We start from the raw sequence: 20,028 nt of genomic DNA, 5'->3' as shown, positions 1-20,028 counted from the left end.
CGCGAGGCGGAGCTGGAAGCGCAGAGGGATCAAGCATTGCGCGAACAGCAGGAGTGGAACGAAGCTGTGCTGCAAGAGCAACGAGAGCGTAGTGAAGCTGAGCAACGTGAGCTGGAAGCTCGAAGTGAGCAAGCGTTGCGTGAGCAGCAGGAGCGAAGCGAGGTAGCGCTGAGAGTACGCGAGGCGGAGCTGGAAGCGCAGAGGGAGCAAGCATTACGCGAACAGCAGGAGTGGAACGAAGCTGTGCTGCAAGAGCAACGAGAGCGTAGTGAAGCTGAGCAACGTGAGCTGGAAGCTCGAAGTGAGCAAGCGTTGCGTGAGCAGCAAGAGCGAAGCGAGGTAGCGCTGCAAGGGCACCGAGAGCGTAATGAAGCTGAGCAAGCTCGAAGTGAGCAAGCGTTGCGCGAGCAGAGGGAGCAAAGCGAGGCAGCGCTGAGAGCACGCGAGGCGGAGCTGGAAGTGCAGAGGGAGCAAGCATTACGCGAACAGCAGGAGTGGAACGAAGCTGTGCTGCAAGAGCAGCGGGAGCGAACCGAATTTGAGCAACGTGAGCTGGAAGCGCAAAAGGAGCAAGCGTTGCGTGAGCAGCAAGAGCGAAGCGGTGAGGCACTGAGAGCACGCGAGGCGGAGCTGGAAGCGCAGAAGGAGCAAGCGTTGCGTGAGCAGCAAGAGCGAAGCGGTGAGGCACTGAGAGCACGCGAGGCGGAGCTGGAAGCGCAGAGGGAGCAAGCATTGCGTGAGCAGCAAGAGCGAAGCGGTGAGGCGCTGAGAGCACGCGAGGCGGAGCTGGAAGCACAGAAGGAGCAAGCGTTGCGCGAGCAGCAGGAGTGGAACGAAGCTGTGCTGCAAGAGCAGCGGGAGCGTATTGAAGCTGAGCAACGTGAGCTGGAAGCGAAGAGGGAGCAAGCGTTGCGTGAGCAGCTGGAGCGGAGTGATGAGGCGCTGAGAGCACGCGAGACAGAGCTGGAAGCACAGAGGGGACAAGCGTTGCTTGAACAACAGGAGTGGAACGAAGCTGTGCTGCAAGAGCAGCGAGATCAGAGTGAAGCTAAGCGGCGTGATCGTGAAGCTGAGCTAGTAGCGAGGAACGAGCAAACATTACGTGAACTCGAAGCGCAGAAAGAGCAAGCGTTACGCGAGCAGCAGGAATGGCACGAAGCGGCGCTGCAAGAGCAACGGGAGCGGAGCGAGGCAGAGCGGCGTGATCGTGAAGCTGAGCTAGTAGCGAGGAACGAGCAGGCGCTACGTGAACTCGAAACGCAGAAAGAGCAAGCGTTACGCGAGCAGCAGGAATGGCACGAAGCCATGCTGCAAGAGCAGCGCGAACAGCATGAAGCTGTGTTGCACAAGCAACGTCAGCATGAGGAACTGCTGGTCCAGCAGCTTGCTGAGCATCAGCAGCTGATGGCAGGGCTCCGTAATGAGCAGGAAGGTTTGCAGGCGCAGCTCAATGAGCAGCAAGCTCACCAGCAGCAGCTACAGGAGAGTGCAGGCCAGTGGCAACGCCGGGCTGATGAATTAAACAGCCAGTTGGACGAGCAACGTAAGATTGTATCGGATCAACGGGAAGAGCTGGAAGTGCATGAAGAGCTTTATAGTGAGCTAGAAGGACAGATGGCAGAATTGCAAGCCAAGCTCAAAGAGCAAAGTCAACAAAATAAAGAAGCCATAATTCAATTAGAACAACGAAGCCATGTGCTTCAGGAGCAGCTTCAAGGTAGAGCAGAAGCCGCGGCGACAATGGAACTGCAATTGAATCAAGGCACCGAGAGGTTTTTCGAGCTAGAACAACGTTACAATAAACAGTTTGAGCAGTATCAAGAGCTGCAAGAGCTACTAAATAATCAGCAGCCGCGGATCGAAGAGCTGGAAAAACAAAGCCAGCACTGGCAACGTACTGCCGAAGAATCGTCAGCCCAGATTGACCAGATCAACCGTCATTTTACAAGCCAGCAAGAAGAACTACAGCTACAAGTCGAGCTTTATAATGAGCTTCAAGATCAATATAATGAGCAATCGGTGGAACAGCTGACACTGCAAAATCAATATGATGAGCATAGAGAGCGAGCCGAGCGCGTATTTAACGATCTTCAGGAATTGAAGACAGAATACGAAAAGCTGCAAGTTGAGTATAACGAATGGATTGAGCTTGTAGAGAAAGAATAAGCGGGGAATAGGTATGAATGGGTTGGACTGGGCTGTAGCTGTACTGGTGGTGGCAGGATTAATATTAGGTTATTACCGCGGCTTTGTAAGCCAATTGGTATCCATCGCAGGACTTTTTATTGCTTATATAGTGGCTTTTACCTTCTATAAAGATATAGCACCTTGGATTGCAGGGGTGCTTTCCACAGCTAATTCCGAAGCGTACGAAAAATATGGATCCTTTTTAAAAGGGCTTCATCTTGATACTTATGTGTCTAATGCAATTGCTTTTGGGCTGCTGCTATTTGTAGTAAAAATTGCTTTAAGTATTGTGGGAAGAATCCTGCATTGGATTACATTGACACCGGGTATCAAAACGATCAACCAATGGTCAGGTGCTTTACTGGGGTTGGCAGAGGCTGCGTTGATTGTCATAGTGATCGTAAATGTAATGATTGTTATTCCTAATGAAACTTCGCAAAGATTATTGAAAGAATCGACATTTGCTCCCCATATTGTCAATGCGTTGCCATCCGTCAGTGACAAGCTTAATGAGCTATGGGATAGCAAAACCAAAGTGAATCCGTTCAGTCCTGCAGCATTGGATCTCAGAGAGCAGGCGGAATAAATAAATAACTGTCCATAGCAAAAAGAGCCACCTATCATTCACATGATAAGGATTGGCTCTTTTTTTATAATGTTGGCTATTTGTGCTACTATTCCACGATCAGCTTGGATTTCATCGTCATATGGCCTGAGCCGCAAGGAACACTACATACGATATCATACGTTCCTGGTTTGTCAGCTTTAAATGTCGCTGTTTTATTGGAACCGTCCAACTTCACTTTAAAAGCATCAATGGCTACTCCATGCATGCCTTCTTTGTTGTCCAAAGTAACGGTGACATCCTGGCCAGCTTTTACTTTATATTCAGCTTGGTCAAATTTATAATTGCTTGCTACCAATTTCACTTGCTGAGCACCAGAAGCGGCAGGTGCGGCAGCTGTAGGTGCAGAGCCGGTTGTTGCGGGCGCAGGCGCAGTTGCAGGAGTTGCAGCTTTTTGGCCGCATGCCGACATAACGAACATCAAACTAATGGATAAAGCCAATACAATAATCTTTTTCAAGAGTAATCCCTCCAAAATATAATTTATATAGCCCAACAGAGCTATCATACCTTATATAGATAAGGAATACAGTGACAGACTATTGACGAATTGGTGATGAATTTTCATACATCTTCTACAGATGTGACTGAAATCACAGAAAAAAATATTCAGTCTGCTGAACTTGGCTTCTTAAGCCCGCAGACTGAATATTTTTGGCCGTTCATTGGATTACCTGTGTTTCTCACGTCCGCTAAGCCCTTGTTCGAAGGGGGTCTTAACAGGAATAAACAAATCGATAATACCGATGACTAAAGCTGCCAAAATTGCACCGATAATACTTGTGGTGACACCACTTACCACAAATTGGGCCGCCCAAATAATTAATGCGCTCGTAATAAAGCCAACAATGCCGCGGCCAAAGGGGGTTATGGTTTTGCCAAACGCCCCTTCGATCACCCATGCCGCAATAGCGATAACCAACGCCAAGAAAAAAGCACTCCAAAAGCCGCCCACCTCAAACGCAGGAACGATGAAACTTACAAACATCAGCACCAAAGCAGATACAATAAACCTGACAAGATGTCCAAACAAATGCATTGGTTGTCACCTCCTAAGAGTTTTCGAAGAAAACTGACTTCGTAAGCATGGACTAAGAGTTTTCGAAGAAAGCTGCCTTTTAGGCATGGTCCAGAATTTCGGACTGGCTTCGTGATAGCAACATTAAAGGAATCGGTGCAAATCTTATTATTTTCTTTGCTGGCTTACTTTATGAACGCCATAATATGGGGGATGCAGGCTTCCTTGCGGCGAGAATACATATAGTGAAAAATTCGCTAATCCTAATGGATTTGGATATAATATAATGGAAACTGTATGCAGGGAAAGGAAAGGCAGGAGCAAAGTTGAATACCAAAATTTTAAAAACATTGGATTTCTCCGCCATTTTACATAAATGTGCCCATCATGCAGCTACTAGCTTGGGTAAAGAACGGTTAGAGAAGCTATTGCCAAGTGGAGACTTCGAAGAAGTGAAGCAGCGGCTGAAGGCAACAGATGAAGCTGTTAATGTAAACCGTTTAAAGGGAAGCGCTCCTTTTGGCGGAATCCGGGATGTCAGCTCTTCCGTACATCGCGCAAGAATCGGTGGAACGCTTAATCCAGCAGAGCTGTTTGATGTGGCAAATACGATTTATGGCGGAAGGCGCTTGAAGCGGTTTTTGGAAACGGTGCAAGAGGAATATGCAACGCCACTATTGTTAGCTTTGGCTGAAGGCATTGGCGAAATGAAAACAACAGAGGATCGCATCAAGCTATGTATCGATGACAATGCCCAGGTCATGGACTCTGCTAGCCCCGAGCTGGCTCGGATTCGTCAGGAGCTGAGGAGCAGTGAAACACGGGCACGTGACCGCCTGGAGCAAATGGTACGTACCCCATCGATTCAAAAAATGCTGCAGGATAATTTAGTTACCATTCGTAACGATCGTTACGTGATCCCTGTGAAGCAGGAATACAGAAGCCATTTCGGCGGGATGATCCACGATCAATCCGCTTCTGGGGCGACTCTTTTTATGGAGCCGGAGGCTGTCGTGCAGCTGAACAATCGCGTGCGCGAGTTGAAGCTTAAGGAAATCGCCGAGATCGAAAAAATATTGCAAATTTTAACAGCCTTTGTAGCGGAAGTGGCCGATGAACTGTTAGGAAGCCTGGATGTGTTAGCCGAGCTTGACTTTATTTTTGCCAGAGCCGGGCTGGCGCATGAGATGAAAGCCACATTGCCTATCCTTAATGATCGCGGCTTCATCAAGATTAAGCGAGGCCGCCACCCACTAATAATGGCGGATAAGGTTGTGCCGCTGGATATTGAGCTTGGCAACCGCTACACGACCATTATTGTGACGGGTCCCAATACAGGGGGCAAGACGGTTTCGCTTAAAACAGTCGGGTTGCTTTCGTTGATGGCGATGTCTGGACTGTTCGTGCCCGCAGAGGAAGGCAGCCAGCTATGTGTGTTCGATGCGATTTACGCGGACATAGGTGATGAGCAAAGCATCGAGCAGAACCTTAGTACATTTTCCAGCCATATGAGCAATATTATTCGTATTTTAAAGGATATGACACCAAAAAGCTTAGTGCTGCTCGATGAGCTGGGGGCGGGGACAGACCCGGCTGAAGGATCGGCGTTGGCGATCTCGCTGCTTGAGTACATCCACAAAATGGGCTGCCGGATTGTCGCTACTACGCATTATAGCGAGCTGAAGGCATATGCATATGACCGCCAAGGGATTATTAACGCAAGTATGGAGTTCGACATCCAGAGCTTGAGCCCAACCTATCGGCTGTTGGTCGGCGTTCCGGGCCGCAGCAACGCTTTTGCCATCGCGGAGCGTCTCGGGCTTGCCAAGTCGATTATTGATCACGCGCGAGGCCAGGTGACCGAAGAAGACAAGCGTGTCGAAGCGATGATCGCCACACTCGAAGAGAACCGGCTTATCACCGAGGCTGAGCGGCTAACCGCTGAGCAGCTGCGGCGCGAAGCTGAGGAGCTTCGCACCAGCTTTGCCGCGCAGCAGCAGCGTTTTGAGGAACAGCGCGATAAGCTGTTCGAGAAAGCGGAGCGTGAAGCTCAGGATGCGATTTCTAAAGCCCGCCGCGAGGCGGATGAGATCATTACGGAGCTGCGGCGGATGCAGCGTGAGGAAGCCATAGGGATCAAGGATCACCATCTAAGTGATGCCAAGCGCAAGCTAGACCAAGCCGTACCGGAGCTAAGGTCGAAGAAAGCAGTCGCACGCAGCGCGGCGAAGAAGCCTGACAAGCTTGGACCCGGCGATGAGGTGATGGTTGTCCATCTGCGCCAAAAAGGCCAGATCGTGGAGATCGTCAACGACCATGAAGCTACGATCCAGCTTGGCAGCATGAAGATGAAGGCACAGCTTGCAGATTTGGAGCTAATCAAGTCGGCAGCTGCCAAAGATGCAGGAGCACAGAAGCAGCACCGGGTTGCAGCCAGTCTGAAGCGGACACGCGATGAGAATGCGCGTATGGAGCTCGATCTGCGCGGCGCTAATCTGGAGGATGCCATTATTGAGGTCGACCGCTTTTTGGATGAATCGTACCTGGCCAATTTCGGCAATGTGTTCATTATTCACGGCAAAGGCACAGGCGTACTACGGACAGGAATTTCCGAGTTTTTACGCAAGCATAAGCATGTCAAAAGCTACCGAATCGGAAATTATAATGAAGGTGGTACGGGAGTAACCGTGGCCGAGTTGAACTAGATGTGAGCAAATGAAACCGGATTTAATTATTTTAACGCCAAATGAAACGCCTTTTCCTTTAGTCCGTATGTATAAAGGGTAGCGCCGAGAAGAGCGTATGATTATAATATTATTATAAAGTAATAAATGAAATCATGGGAGGAACTTACTAATGAGTATTTTCAAAAGATTTCGTGATATGACAATGGCTTCAATTAATGATTTGCTGGACAAGGCGGAAGACCCGGTTAAAATGCTAAGCCAATTTTTACGTGATATGGAGCAAGACATTAACGAGGCTGAAGTTGCCGTAGCCAAACAAATTGCGGTAGAAAAGAAATTTAAGCAGCAGTTTGAAGAAGCTGGACAGATGGTAGACAAGCGTGACCAGCAAGCCATGAGAGCGTTGGAGCAAAACAATGAGGATTTGGCGCGTCGTGCTTTGCAGGATAAGAAGGAGTACCAAATCCGTTTTGATGAAATGAAGACTCAATATGATGTAGCCAAACAAAATGCAGACCGCCTTCGTGGACAGCTTACCGAAATGAAAAGCGAGTTTGGTAAAATGAAAAATAAGAAAGACCTGCTGGTTGCCCGTGCTGAAGCGGCACAAGCACAAAAGCAAATTAACCAAGCTATGTCTGGCTTCGGTACTGACAATGCTGCTAAAGGCTTCGACCGTATGTCAGAGAAAGTGCTGCAGATGGAAGCAGAAGCAGAAGCAAGCAACGAGCTTCGCTCCGGTAACCGCAGCCTGGATGATGAACTGAATAACTTGGATAAAAGCAGCGGTGTTGATGATGATCTGGCCGAGCTGAGAGCAAGAATGCAGGCTAAGAAACAATCTTGATTTATAGCGAATTCAAGGAAGAGACTGGGGCGAATGGCCTCAGTCTCTTCAACCATGTGGGATAACCTTTATGGGTAGCAGGTTCCTTGGCGTGATCTAAAAAGCTGTTCATGACGGTGAGGTATGATATGATGAATGAAGAGGTGGATGTTATGTTATCAAATCCGTATATCGAGACGTTAGCCTTTTTTTCCGTAGCTGTTGTAGCTCTGATCGTGTTTGTGGCTATCTTTGAATTAGTCACACGTTATAACGATTGGGAAGAGATTAAAAAAGGCAATGTTTCTGTAGCGATGGCGACAGGTGGTAAAATATTCGGGATTTGTAATATATTCCGTTTTGCGATTCTGAATAATGATTCCGTGCTGCAATCGTTGATTTGGACCGGGTATGGATTTGTGTTGCTCATGGCAGCCTATTTTATTTTTGAGTTCCTGACTCCTTATTTTAAAATTGATGAGGAAATACGCAAGGATAATAAAGCGGTGGGATTGCTTTCCATGATTATTTCGATTTCGATTTCCTATGTGGTCGGCGCAAGTATATCGTAAGGCTCGTGTAAAGGGCTCGGGAGGCAAGGCATGAAATATTTATGGGGTACACTGCTGATTCTGGCCTTTGTATTTGTAGGCGTAGGCATTTATTATTTTGTAAATTTTGCATAACTATTGTGAAAAGAAACCGGGGGAATATACATGCAGCAATCACATGATCTTGTGTGTCCTTGGTGCCATACGGAGATCGTTTGGGATCCAGAGTTTGGACCGGAGGAAGCTTGTCCGCATTGTTTTAATGAATTGAGCGATTATCGCAGCTTGAAGCTTGGGGTCGATTCTTCGGATGAAGATGATGACGAGGAAGAACGTAAGGACGTCAACAAAGCAGATCACAACGATAAAGAGAAGCTGTTAAGCATTGACGAGGAATTAGAAGACGATGAACTTGATGATTATGATGAAGAAGATCGTGATGGGCTTGACGAATACGAAGAAGGCGTTCAACGTGTACTTGCTACACAAGAGGATCCGCCTGAATGCACGAACTGCCATAGCTTTATGATGTTTACCGGAACGCAAACCGCGGCTCCAGGATATGTACCTGTCCTCCCTGTCATGCTGGATCAACCGTTGCTTAAGGTGGCCTATACAACTAAAGTGTATGTATGCCCGTCGTGCTTTAAAATGGATTATATATTAGCTGATGAAGATCGCTTGGCGATGGTCGAATTGTTAAAAAACCAGCTTACATAAGGTGCTTGTAAAAGTAGGAGCAGGCTGTTTTTGCGCAATAATGGCGCAGAAGCAGCCTTTTTTTCACTGGAGAATTGGAGATAAAAGAATGATTTATAGGGAAGGTTAACAAAGACTTTATATTCCTTCCATGTAGGTGATTAATGATGAGACCCAGAACCAATTTTTTTGGCAACCAGGTAAAAATACTTCTTGTGGTCAGCGGCTTGTTTGCTGCGGCAACGGCGCTTTCCGTCACGTTCGTAAGTGTTTATTTGTGGAAGGCGCGGCATGATTATATCCTCATTGGCTGGTTTACCTTAGTCAATTATGTCACAATGGGTGTGGTCTTTTGGCTAGCGGGCAAATGGGTGAAGGAGCAGAATAAGATGAATTGCCTGCGAGCCGGGATCGGAATGTCGGCATGCTTTTATATGCTGGTATTGTGGCTGGGAGATCGGGCTGTGGATCAATACGTCCTTCTGGGTACGATCCAAGGTGCAGCATCAGGATTATTTTGGGTGGCCTTTAACGTTGTTTATTTCGAAGTAACGGATCCCGATAACCGTGACCGTTTCAATGGCTGGACAGGGCTGCTGGGTTCAGGCACGGGGATGGTTGCACCTTGGATCTCCGGTTATTTGATCGTCCATATGGAGCCATCCAGCGGATACAGGCTCATCTTTACTATCTCGTTGCTCATATTTTTACTGTGTGCGGTGTTTAGCTTTTTTCTGAAAAAGCGAAAAACGGAAGGTACCTACGAATGGCTATTTGCCATCCAATGTCTTATGAGCAACAAAGGAGCCACATGGCGGCCTATAGCTTGGGCGCTGCTCGCGCAAGGCATCCGTGAAGGTGTGTTCGGATTTATGATCGCATTGCTCGTCTATGTGAATACAGGCAGCGAGATGATGTTAGGTAATTTTGCACTTATTACCTCGGGAGTCGCTTTAGTCAGCTTTATGGTAGTGGGTAAGCTTATAAAAAAGCAATATCGAGGAGTTGCCATGGGAATAGGTGCGCTTATGATCGTATTGGTCATTATCCCCTTTTTTTGGAAGGTAAACTTGGCTACTCTGCTTACATTTGGGGTGGGCGTAGGGATGTTTTTTCCGCTATATTCCATTCCAATGACCTCCACGGTATTCGATACGATTGGCGGGGATGCATACAGCGTTCAACGCCGTGCAGAGTTTGTTGTACTGCGTGAGCTGGCACTAAATGCCGGAAGGATTACAGGACTGCTACTGTTTATTGCCGTTGTCACAGTCACAGCCGCACCTTTAGCGATGAATATCCTGCTATTGGGTATCGGTAGCTCACCGCTCATTGCCTGGTTTTTCATGCGAAAGCTTCATGGTCAAGCAGCTGGCAAGCATAAAACCCTTGAACCTGGAGCTACAATTGAAAAGCCCTACTGGCTCGATAGCAGCCCAAGCACAAGCAATACGTTGGGAAGTAAAAAAAGAGGCTCTCGAACTTAATTTTATCTTGACAAAATACGTAGCAGCTATAAAATTAGTTCGGTGGAGTATATAGGATATGAGGGCAGAGCAGCGGAAGTGCTTTTGCAGGAAGGAAGGGGCATTATTCATGGCAAGTAGCAGAATGGTAAATGACATCACAGAGCTTATTGGAGACACGCCGGCCGTCAGAGTTCGCAAGCTGGTTGGAGACAATGATGCTGAGGTTTACGTAAAGCTTGAATATTTTAACCCAAGTGGGAGTGTTAAAGATCGCGCCGCTTATAATCTTATTTTACAAGCAGAGCAAGATGGCTTATTGCTGCCTGGAGCAACGATTATTGAGCCGACGAGCGGTAATACAGGCATTGGCTTAGCTATGAATGCAGCAGCAAAGGGTTATAAAGCGATCCTGATTATGCCCGACAATATGAGCAAAGAACGGATCAATATATTAAAAGCCTATGGCGCACAGGTGGTCCTAACCCCGGCAGCCGAAAGAATGCCTGGAGCGATCAAAAAGGCGGTGGAGCTGCAAGCACAAATTCCGAACAGCTACATTCCACAGCAATTCGAGAATAAGGCGAATCCAGATATTCATCGGACAACAACGGCCGTAGAAATTTTGGAGCAAATGGATGGCAGGCTGGACGCATTCGTTGCTACTTCGGGTACAGGTGGTACCATAACAGGCACTGGCGAGGTGCTTCGCGAGAAGCTGCCCTCCATTCAGATTTATGTCGTGGAGCCACAGGGCTCACCGGTATTATCGGGTGGAGAGCCAGGACCACATAAGCTGGTAGGCACAAGCCCGGGCTTTATTCCATCGATACTCAATACAAAGGTTTATGACCAAATTATCCAAGTCTCTGATGAGGATGCCCTAAACACGATGCGCGCTTTGGCAAGCGAAGAGGGCATACTTGTAGGACCGTCTGCTGGGGCATCGGTTTGGACGGCTTTGCAGATTGCCAAGCAATTGGGCAAAGGTAAACGGATTTTGTGTATTGCTCCAGATACAGGAGAACGTTACTTAAGCATGGACATTTTCTAAATCACCAAGCATGGATATGTACTTGATAATAAGAATAAGTACGAGCGTCTCTGAAAAGGGGCGTTTTTTGTTTGCATTTTTTTTGGTTATTGTTGTATAAATATTCATTTATATGTATAATTATTATATGGAAATAAGAAAGGTGGCGTTATTTACGTGGCCAATGAAGGAATAAAAATCGAACTGGAGCACAAGCTTCCTCTTCAAAGCGATTATCAGCAATTAAGGGCTTCTATCATGAAAGAGGATCAGGAAGCCAACCTGATACAATATGAAGATTATTGCCATAGCTTTCTTGTGGTCGCAGCCTATGACCAAGGCAGGCTGGTCGGATTGGGAAGAGCCGCGAAGCTTGTGGGGGACAGCCCTAATGAAGAGCAGCGATATGATATTGCTGTTTTACAGCAATACCGCGGCAGAGATGTTGGCAATTATATGCGGAAGCTCTTGTCCGTCCAATAGAAGTGTGTCCAGCGATTCGCGAGCAGTGGAAAGTGCGATGCTGTTCTTTCCACATATGCTTGGTTTCCAGGTTTGAGCCAAGCAGAAATATTTTATTTTGCAAAACAGTTGCGATTGGGTGTAAGATGAATAATAAGTTTTTCAGTTACAGCTTATGCTTACGAAGAAAGCTTCCAAAGGAAGCTCTTAGGAGGACACAACAATGGAACAGTTTAAAATTCGCATTATTGACCTATTGAAGGAAGACGCGAGAATGTCACCTTCGTTAATTGCAACTATGCTTGGAGCCTCAGAGGCGGAAGTGGCGGGAGCCATCCGTGAGCTAGAGGAAGCGAATGTTATCGTGAAATACGCGACAGTCGTGAATTGGGCAAAGGTTGACGATGACAAGGTGACGGCCCTAATTGAAGTGCAAATTACACCAGAACGTGGACGCGGCTTTGATGCGATTGCGGAACGTATATATTTATATCCAGAAGTGAAATCCGTTTTTTTGATGTCCGGCGCCTATGATTTGCTGGTTGAGATTGAAGGCAAAACACTCAAGGAAGTGGCTTCCTTTGTATCTAACAAGCTATCGCCGATTGACCGAGTATTGTCGACAAAAACCCATTTTATATTAAAAAAATATAAACAGGACGGCATCATCTTCGAAAATCATGAAGAGGATCCACGCCTGTTAATTTCTCCGTGAAGGACGATGAGTAATGATCAAGCAAAATAATGTACCCGTAGCTTCCGTAAAATCCATGTCCGGATATTTGGCTCCATTGGTGCGGGATATGCAGCCTTCTGGTATCCGGAAGTTTTTTGATCTTGTTAGCGCTAGTAAAGATATTATTTCGCTTGGCGTAGGGGAGCCGGACTTTAGCACGCCTTGGCATGTAAGGGAAGCGGCCGTACATTCGTTGGAACGGGGCAATACGAAATATACACCCAATGCCGGCTTTTATGATTTAAGGGAAGCAATAGCTGAGTATTTATATGATTCCTTCCAGGTTCCTTACGAGCCCAAGGATGAAGTTTTGGTTACCGTTGGTGGCAGCGAAGCTATTGACTTGGCACTGCGGGCTTTAATTATTCCTGGCGATGAAATCCTGATTCCAGAGCCTTGTTATGTCTCCTATTCTCCAATTACTGCTATTAGCGGAGGCATTCCTGTAGGGATTGAAACCTTTGCGAAAGATAACTTCAGATTGACCGCCGAATCGCTGCAAGCGTGCTTAACGCCCAAATCCAAGGTGCTTATTGTCAGCTACCCAAGCAATCCAACAGGCGGCATAATGACCTATGAGGACTGGCTTCCAATTGCCAAAATCGTTGAGGACAATGACTTGATTGTCATATCCGATGAAATTTATGCAGAGCTTACCTATGAAGAAAAGCATGTGAGCTTCGCTGCATTGCCTGGAATGCGGGACCGTACCATTCTGGTCAGTGGCTTTTCCAAAGCATTTGCGATGACCGGATGGCGATTGGGTTATGCCTGCGGACATTCCGACCTGATCTCGGCTATGCTCAAAATCCACCAATATACAGTAATGTGCGCTCCGGCTATGGGGCAGGTCGCTGCTCTGGAGGCTTTGAAGAATGGTATGGAGGAAAAAGACCGCATGGTAGAATCCTACAATCAACGCCGCCGCCTTGTTGTCCATAACTTTCGTGAAATCGGCTTACAATGCCATGAGCCCCAGGGTGCTTTCTATGCATTCCCATCGATTGTTTCGACCGGCTTGAGCTCGGAAGAATTTGCTCAACGCCTGCTTCTTGAAGCCAATGTAGCTGTTGTGCCGGGGGATGCATTTGGATTAGGTGGAGAAGGCTTTATCCGTTGTTCTTATGCATATTCGGTCAACCAATTAATCGAAGCGATTGATCGCATTGGAAACTTTATTAAAAAGTTGTAATTTCGCCATTTTACGACAAAATAAGTCATTTCCTTCCTGCTAAAAAGCTGGTATCTTTATAGTATATTAGTTTCGTTTATAAATTACTTTTTAGAAACCGATAGATTAAGATATGGTTTAAGGGAGGAAGGAATATGGCTTTTCCAGAATATCAGCTCCGACAGTATAGACGCGTCGGTTGGATCCGGGAAAATGATGAGCAAGCCAAATGGTCATTTCGAACCAGGAAGCAAGTCTCCGATATCCGTTTGCTAGAAGAAGAAATTGATAGTTTACGCAGACAATTGGAGCTTATGGTTCTTACTAATAAAAGCTTATCATCCCCAGAAATTGTAGAATTCAGTATGATTCTTGATAAAAAAATTAATGAATATATGAACCAAAACCGAAAGAACCGATAAATTTTCGGTTCTTTTTAATCTTGTTCTGGAAAGGAGTATGAAATGGATAAGCTGAATACTTTTTTGAAAGCGAGCAGATTTCAAGTAATTCCTGTTATGTTAATTCCTATTATCCTTGGCGCATTAGGTGCCTATGCTTGGAAGGGCACTTTTCATCCGTGGCTGTTTATTATCACACTGATTGGGGCTGGAGCCGCCCATCTTTTCTCTAATATGATTAACGACCTATGGGATTATCGTAGTGGTGTAGATGTTGTGGCCAAAGAAACGGAAACGATGATTTCTACGAATTCCGGTTTTTTGGCTAATGGTACCATGTCAGAGAAAATATTTTCAATCCTTACCTGGAGCTTATTTTTTATTGCTCTGGTTTGCGGCCTTATCCTTAGTTATTTTGCCGGTTGGTTCGTGCTGGTTTTTGGTGGCTTGGGTGGATTAATTGCCTATTTCTATGTGGCTCCGCCTTTAAAATTCGGTTATAGAGGGAAAGGCTATAGTGAAGCAGCGATTTTGTTGTCCTTTGGGATATTGCCGATTATGGGCAGCTACTTCGTACAAACGATGCAGTTGGATTATCGTGCGTTTTTATTATCTCTGCCGATTGGCCTTTTAACGACCTTAATCTTATATAACCACCATTTTCTACACTGGCAGTCGGATAAGCAGGCAGGCAAAAACACATTGGTTGTAGTATGGGGAGAGCAACGTGCAATCCAGTTTTCGCGGTTTTTGTTGATCCTGGCATTCCTGTCGCTGTTAGTATGTGTCGCTTTTGGAGTATTGCCCTATTATTCGTTGATCGCGTTGATTACAATGATTCCGATTTATCGTGTTTATGGAATGCTTAAGCCGCAAAATCCTTCGGGAGCCTATCTTCCTTTAATGGGAGCTTCACTTAGTGTTACTATTCGTTGCGGATCGATTATGATTATTACGTTATTGGCAAGGGGGTTGTTCCAATAAGGTCGTTAATAGCAGGCAAATTAAATGAAAGGTAATACCGATTACTGTGACTTATGCGGAATAGCTTTTCAATTGTTAATTGAAAGCTGCTTTTTTTCCCAGGCGGGAAAGGGTGGTTTTTTTTTTTGTGTTTAAAGTTGGAATAATAAGGTTAACGGTAATAAGTAAGGAAAAATTAGATAAATAGAGAATTAAATTCGGGAGGAATTCATTGATGTCATCTTTTGAAAATCCAAGTACAGTGGGCATGCAAACGGCGCGTCCAAGAAGTAAAAAGCCATTGATGGTGGTTTTGATTATCGTGCTGGTTCTTATTTTAGTCGCCGCAGGGTCAGCAGTAGCTTATGCCAAGTTCGATATGTTCAAAAGCCCTAAAACGTTGTACCTGCAAGCGGAAATGAACAATCTCAGTTCAGCTAAGGAGTCGCTGCAAGCTGTGAAAAAGCAATATGAAGCCGAGGTGCTACCTTTATTGGATAAACCCCTCCACTCGGTTGTGGATATATCGGATGTAACTATAGATCTGGCTAGCCCCAATGCAGAGCTGAGTAAGGTTATGGAGACCATTAAAAAAATTAAATTGGGCTTTGATGTTGAACAGAATGCAAAAACGAACCAAACCCTTACTAAAATTAGTTTAGCCGTTGGCGCCGATCCTTTTATTAACCTGGAAGCAGCTATTGACCCTGAAAAAATGGCGCTGCGTGTTCCCGAGCTGTATGCAAAGTATCTCTATGTAAATACCAAGGATCTGGATGCACTGAAAAATGAAATGGGCACCAATAACCTGCCGAAAAAAGTGCTATCTTATAATGATTTGGTTAATGCCGTATACATAAAGGAAGAGGAGCTAACCGCTGTTTTCATGCCCTATGGGAAGCTTTATGCAGATAATATTGACCCTAATCAAGTAACAATGAACAAAAACGGGGTTCTGGAGGAAGAAAACACGCGTATAGAAGCCACTGAAGTTATCGTAACTTTTAATCAAGCCGATATCAAACGCCTTACGAGCAGCTTCGTTGAACAATTACTGGCAGATACTGTGCTTCAGGATTTGGTCTACACACGTACTAAAAATGTAGCTTTACTGCTGAACGATAGCGGTTATCCCACACAGGAGCCCAGCAAAGAAGAGTTTTTGGCGTATTGGAAAAAATCCGTTGAGGATATGAAAATATCAGCCGATAAAGGCAATATTGCCGATGGTGCTACGATGACTCTATATGTAGATGGAAATCATAAAATTTTAGAACGCAAATTTGCCTTTACGGCTAAGAACGAAAGTGGCCAAAACAATGCGATGCTTATAAAGGCCGCTGGGTGGAAGGACGCTGCAGCTGTTAACCAAACGCTTTTCTTCGTTAGCTCTAAGGACGACAAAGGCGAAGGCGGCGAAATGAAGATTGTGAATGCATCCAATGTTGGCAACAGCGGCGGTAAAGGTAAATTTGTAATGGATGTTAAACCCTATGGCACAAGTGCTGCCAATCAAGCATTTCTGGCAAATGTGGATTATGACCTGCAAAAGAGCGACACCAAGGAAGCAGGAATTTTCAATTTCAATATTACGGTTCCCGGCACTAGTAAGGATGCAGGAGCTATTAAAGGATCGATGAATATAGACACTACCAAAACCGGCACAGCTAAGGATTCCAATGTTGATGTGAAACTGAATTTCACGAATGTGCAGGGTCAAAGTGAGGTTAAAGGCATTAGCTTCAAGCTTCACACTAAGCAGGAAACGATCACTGAAGTGAAGATGCCGGTAATGACCGCAGACAATTCGATTGATGCGAGTAAGCTCACTGACCAGCAGCGCCTTCAGTTGCTGCAAGAGGTTGGTATCAATGCACAGAACTTCATGGCAAAAAACAGCGCGCTTTTGGGAGCATTCGGAGTTCCTACGAGTCCTATGATGCCCCCAAGCGGAGCAATGCCCAATTTAGAAATTCCGGATGATGTGTTTGAAGGCATGACACCAGCAGAAAAAGCTGAAATGCAACAACTGATCGAGCAGATGCAAAAAGCACAATCGATGCAATAATTTATAATTTCTACAAGCATGATGGCTAAATTGCCAAGTGAAAATCCTCTCCCTAGTGTAAATGATGGGCAATCGCCTCTTACATTTACCTTGGAGAGGATTTTTTGTGCTTAATAATAGAAAAAAAGACCATCTTATGATCTTTGATCATGTAGATAGCCCCATAAACGAAAATAAATACAAAGCATCCGCCTTGTACAAAAAAATATATGTTTTTTTGATATTCCTGACCAAAATTAGAATTGCTGGTTAATTACTATAATATTAGAATAACACATGCCAAAGAAATAGTCTAGTCTTTTTTTTGGATTTCCATTATATTCTTAATGTTGCTTCGTTTATAACCTAATATAACCCAAATCTCAGCTTTGAAAAAAGAAAGGTGGGAGAACAAGTGATTTCACTGGAAGGTATTAGTAAATCTTTTAAAGTCGCTAAACGGTCAGCCGGCATCAAGCAAGCTGCCAAAGCCTTATTCATCCGTGAGCACACGATTGTCGAAGCGCTGCAAAATATTTCTTTTTCAATCGACGAAGGGCAGATCGTCGGCTATATTGGTCCCAACGGAGCAGGTAAGTCAACCACGATCAAGGTAATGAGCGGGATCCTGGTCCCTGATTGTGGAACATGTTCGGTCATGGGTTACACGCCTTGGAAGGATCGGGTAGCGTATGTCCGCAATATTGGTGTGGTATTCGGACAACGCTCCCAATTGTGGTGGGATGTGCCCGTTATCGATTCTTACGAGCTGCTACGGGATATCTACAAGATCCCCACCGTGTCCTACAAAGCCAATCTAAGCATGCTTGTGGAAACGTTAGGGCTGAATGATTTTCTACATGTGCCTGTAAGGCAATTAAGCTTAGGGCAGCGGATGCGCTGCGAAATTGCTGCTTCGCTGCTTCATAGCCCACAAATTTTGTTTCTGGACGAACCCACTATTGGGCTTGATGCGGTAAGCAAGCTCGCTGTCCGCAAATTCATTAAAACCATCAATAAAGAGCGTGGTGTGACCGTTATTTTGACCACCCATGATATGAGTGATATTGAGGCACTGGCCGACCGCATTCTGATGATTGGCAAAGGCGCTCTATTATACGATGGTACGCTGGGCAAGCTGCGCAATCGATTCGGTACGCAGCGAACGATTACGGTCGATTACCGTGAATATATGCAGCCAATCGATATTTCCGGTGCAGCACGGCTCTCTTGGACACCAGAGCGAGCCGTGTATAGCTTTGATACGGAGCATGTTGCTATTGCTGGTGTCATATCCCGATTATCCGAGCAGGTGGAGCTTATCGATGTAGCTATTGAAACCACGCCAGTCGATGAATTAATTCTCCAGCTGTATAAGGAGCATCAAATATGAATGCTTACCTCTCCATCTGGAGGCTGCGCTTTATTATGGGCTTGCAATATCGTGCTGCCGCTTTGGCTGGTATGGCAACCCAGCTATTTTTTGGCTTCATATTTATTATGATTTTTGCCGCCTTTTACAGCCAAAGCACTGTGGTGCTGCCGATTTCCTTAAAGGAGCTCATCACGTATGTATGGCTGCAGCAAATATTTCTGGCGTTTATCATGCTGTGGTTCCGCGATAACGAAATCTTTCAGCTGATTACCACCGGAAACATTGCTTATGAATTGTGCCGCCCCTGCGAGATCTACCCTTTTTGGTACGCCAAGCTGCTAGCTCAACGAATATCCAGTGCTTTACTGAGATGCTTCCCGCTCCTGATCATCGTGTTCGTCCTGCCGGAGCCATACCGGCTAAGCTTGCCGCCTACCTTGATGGCGTTGTTGCTTTTTCTAACCACGCTTATATTGGGCTTGCTGGTGATCGTTGCTATTTCGATGCTGATCTATATCTCTGTATTTTGGACGATGTCGCCAACGGGGTCTACGTTGATGATTGCGGTTGCTGGTGAATTTTTTGCTGGCATGGTTATACCCGTTCCGCTGATGCCCGAATGGCTGCAGCATATTGCGTACGCGCTGCCATTCCGCTGGACCATGGATTTTCCATTCCGCGTGTATTCCGGTCATATTCCCCAGGCTGAAGCACTTTGGGGAATTCTCGTGCAGCTGGCATGGCTGGCTGTGCTTGTTGGCTTTGGTCGATGGAGCTTGCGTAAAGCGCTGCGTCAAGTTGTTGTACAAGGGGGTTAATGGATTGAGCTTATATTTTAAATATTTGCGTATTTTATTTAAATCGCAAATGCAGTACCGCACCTCATTTTGGCTCCTCACTTTTGGGCAGTTTTTCATTCCATTCTCCGTATTTGCCGGACTTTATTTTATGTTTGAGCGGTTTGGGCAGCTGCAGGACTGGAGCTTTTTCGAGGTTGCGCTTTGTTTTGCCATTGTCCATTTGGCGTTCTCGCTTAGTGAATGCTTTTCCCGCGGGTTTGATGCTTTTGCGACCCTTGTTGCCGGTGGCGATTTTGACCGCCTTCTGGTTCGGCCGCGAAGCACGGTTATCCAGGTGCTTGGCTCCAAATTTGAGTTTACCCGTTTTGGCCGCATCGTCCAGAGCTCGCTCGTCTTGGTTTGGGCTTTGTATAATCTGCCTATTTCATGGAATGCAGCAAAGGTTATTACGCTCATATTAATGGTATTATGCGGTGTGTTGATTTTTACAGGCATTTATATGCTGGCGGCCACGCTTTGTTTTTGGACCATTCAGGGTATTGAAGTGGCTAATATTTTTACGGACGGGGGTCGGGAGATGGCACAATACCCGCTTAATATTTATCAGAAGTGGGTTACGGTCTTCTTTACTTTTATTATTCCGTTCGGGTTCATTAGCTATTTGCCATTGCTTTATATTCTGGATAAGGTTCAGGGCAATGGTATGCTCTATATGCTGGCTCCCTTGGCTGGTGTGCTGTTTCTGTTCCCATGCTTGCTTGTCTGGCATATGGGCGTTCGTTATTATCGATCAACCGGATCTTGAAGTCTCAGTCGTAAGGCTTGGAAAACGTGCCTTTATGTAAATCTAGGTTTAAAAAACGAACACCCCGAGGATGAATGGAATCCGAAGGGTGTTTTTTTGTAGAATACAGGCTTTTATGTTAAGATGTGAGTTGAGATTTCAGGAACGGACGGCTTGTTTGGGGTCCGGGAGGAGAG

The 20,028-nt window shown here is 45.8% G+C and carries 19 protein-coding genes; 17 read left to right on the top strand and 2 right to left on the bottom strand.

Annotated elements, in window-relative coordinates:
• On the top strand, window positions 1–2,166 hold a 2,166-nt coding region (locus G9U52_RS05530), incomplete at its 5' end, for a coiled-coil domain-containing protein (protein WP_166147115.1).
• A gap of 13 nt (window positions 2,167–2,179) precedes the next feature.
• Window positions 2,180–2,773, top strand: coding sequence for a CvpA family protein (locus G9U52_RS05525; protein WP_166147113.1), 594 nt, complete (start codon window positions 2,180–2,182; stop codon window positions 2,771–2,773).
• Window positions 2,774–2,861: 88 nt separating this feature from the next.
• Here the strand turns inward: G9U52_RS05525 and G9U52_RS05520 are convergent, their stop codons facing one another.
• Window positions 2,862–3,272, bottom strand: a complete 411-nt coding sequence (locus G9U52_RS05520; RefSeq protein WP_166147111.1) for a cupredoxin domain-containing protein — start codon at window positions 3,270–3,272, stop codon at window positions 2,862–2,864.
• A 210-nt stretch (window positions 3,273–3,482) separates the two neighbouring features.
• Window positions 3,483–3,851 carry a phage holin family protein gene (locus G9U52_RS05515; protein ID WP_166147108.1) on the bottom strand — a complete coding sequence of 123 codons (369 nt, stop codon included), beginning with the start codon at window positions 3,849–3,851 and terminating at the stop codon, window positions 3,483–3,485.
• A 305-nt stretch (window positions 3,852–4,156) separates the two neighbouring features.
• Here G9U52_RS05515 and G9U52_RS05510 point away from each other — a divergent pair, with 305 nt between their 5' ends.
• The 15 genes from G9U52_RS05510 (at window position 4,157) to G9U52_RS05440 (ending at window position 19,852) form a co-directional block, all read left to right on the top strand.
• Window positions 4,157–6,535, top strand: a complete 2,379-nt coding sequence (locus G9U52_RS05510) for an endonuclease MutS2 (protein ID WP_166147106.1) — start codon at window positions 4,157–4,159, stop codon at window positions 6,533–6,535.
• Window positions 6,536–6,686: 151 nt separating this feature from the next.
• Window positions 6,687–7,364: a PspA/IM30 family protein gene (locus tag G9U52_RS05505; RefSeq protein WP_166147105.1), complete on the top strand. Its 678-nt coding sequence runs from the start codon at window positions 6,687–6,689 to the stop codon at window positions 7,362–7,364.
• Window positions 7,365–7,495: 131 nt separating this feature from the next.
• Window positions 7,496–7,915, top strand: a complete 420-nt coding sequence (locus G9U52_RS05500; protein ID WP_166148137.1) for a DUF350 domain-containing protein — start codon at window positions 7,496–7,498, stop codon at window positions 7,913–7,915.
• A 144-nt stretch (window positions 7,916–8,059) separates the two neighbouring features.
• Window positions 8,060–8,614: a hypothetical protein gene (locus G9U52_RS05495; protein WP_166147102.1), complete on the top strand. Its 555-nt coding sequence runs from the start codon at window positions 8,060–8,062 to the stop codon at window positions 8,612–8,614.
• A 143-nt stretch (window positions 8,615–8,757) separates the two neighbouring features.
• On the top strand, window positions 8,758–10,080 hold the full coding sequence (locus tag G9U52_RS05490; protein WP_166147100.1) for an MFS transporter: 1,323 nt from the start codon (window positions 8,758–8,760) through the stop codon (window positions 10,078–10,080).
• 109 nt (window positions 10,081–10,189) lie between these two features.
• Window positions 10,190–11,113: a cysteine synthase A gene (gene cysK, locus G9U52_RS05485; protein ID WP_166147098.1), complete on the top strand. Its 924-nt coding sequence runs from the start codon at window positions 10,190–10,192 to the stop codon at window positions 11,111–11,113.
• Window positions 11,114–11,269: 156 nt separating this feature from the next.
• The gene (locus tag G9U52_RS05480) at window positions 11,270–11,575 is read left to right on the top strand and encodes a GNAT family N-acetyltransferase (RefSeq protein ID WP_166147096.1); all 306 of its coding nucleotides are present in this window, start codon (window positions 11,270–11,272) and stop codon (window positions 11,573–11,575) included.
• 202 nt (window positions 11,576–11,777) lie between these two features.
• Complete coding sequence (locus tag G9U52_RS05475; RefSeq protein ID WP_166147094.1) at window positions 11,778–12,269, top strand: Lrp/AsnC family transcriptional regulator; 492 nt, start codon at window positions 11,778–11,780, stop codon at window positions 12,267–12,269.
• A 13-nt stretch (window positions 12,270–12,282) separates the two neighbouring features.
• The gene (locus G9U52_RS05470) at window positions 12,283–13,482 is read left to right on the top strand and encodes an aminotransferase class I/II-fold pyridoxal phosphate-dependent enzyme (protein WP_166147092.1); all 1,200 of its coding nucleotides are present in this window, start codon (window positions 12,283–12,285) and stop codon (window positions 13,480–13,482) included.
• Between the two features lie 134 nt (window positions 13,483–13,616).
• Window positions 13,617–13,883 (top strand): aspartyl-phosphate phosphatase Spo0E family protein, encoded by a 267-nt coding sequence (locus G9U52_RS05465; protein WP_166147089.1) that lies wholly within the window; start codon window positions 13,617–13,619, stop codon window positions 13,881–13,883.
• A gap of 42 nt (window positions 13,884–13,925) precedes the next feature.
• On the top strand, window positions 13,926–14,846 hold the full coding sequence (locus G9U52_RS05460) for a prenyltransferase (protein ID WP_166147087.1): 921 nt from the start codon (window positions 13,926–13,928) through the stop codon (window positions 14,844–14,846).
• A 214-nt stretch (window positions 14,847–15,060) separates the two neighbouring features.
• Window positions 15,061–16,893: a DUF6583 family protein gene (locus G9U52_RS05455; protein WP_166147085.1), complete on the top strand. Its 1,833-nt coding sequence runs from the start codon at window positions 15,061–15,063 to the stop codon at window positions 16,891–16,893.
• Between the two features lie 394 nt (window positions 16,894–17,287).
• Window positions 17,288–18,265, top strand: a complete 978-nt coding sequence (locus tag G9U52_RS05450; protein WP_166147082.1) for an ABC transporter ATP-binding protein — start codon at window positions 17,288–17,290, stop codon at window positions 18,263–18,265.
• Entirely contained in the window at window positions 18,262–19,065 is an 804-nt protein-coding gene (locus tag G9U52_RS05445) for an ABC transporter permease (RefSeq protein ID WP_166147080.1), read from the top strand. Before G9U52_RS05450 ends, G9U52_RS05445 begins: the two co-directional genes overlap by 4 nt.
• 4 nt (window positions 19,066–19,069) lie before the next feature.
• The gene (locus G9U52_RS05440) at window positions 19,070–19,852 is read left to right on the top strand and encodes an ABC transporter permease (protein ID WP_243767158.1); all 783 of its coding nucleotides are present in this window, start codon (window positions 19,070–19,072) and stop codon (window positions 19,850–19,852) included.
• Window positions 19,853–20,028 lie beyond the last annotated feature (176 nt).

It is taken from the genome of Paenibacillus agricola (assembly GCF_011440305.1).
GTDB lineage: Bacteria > Bacillota > Bacilli > Paenibacillales > NBRC-103111 > Paenibacillus_S > Paenibacillus_S agricola.
This window is presented reverse-complemented; position numbering and strand designations above follow the sequence as displayed.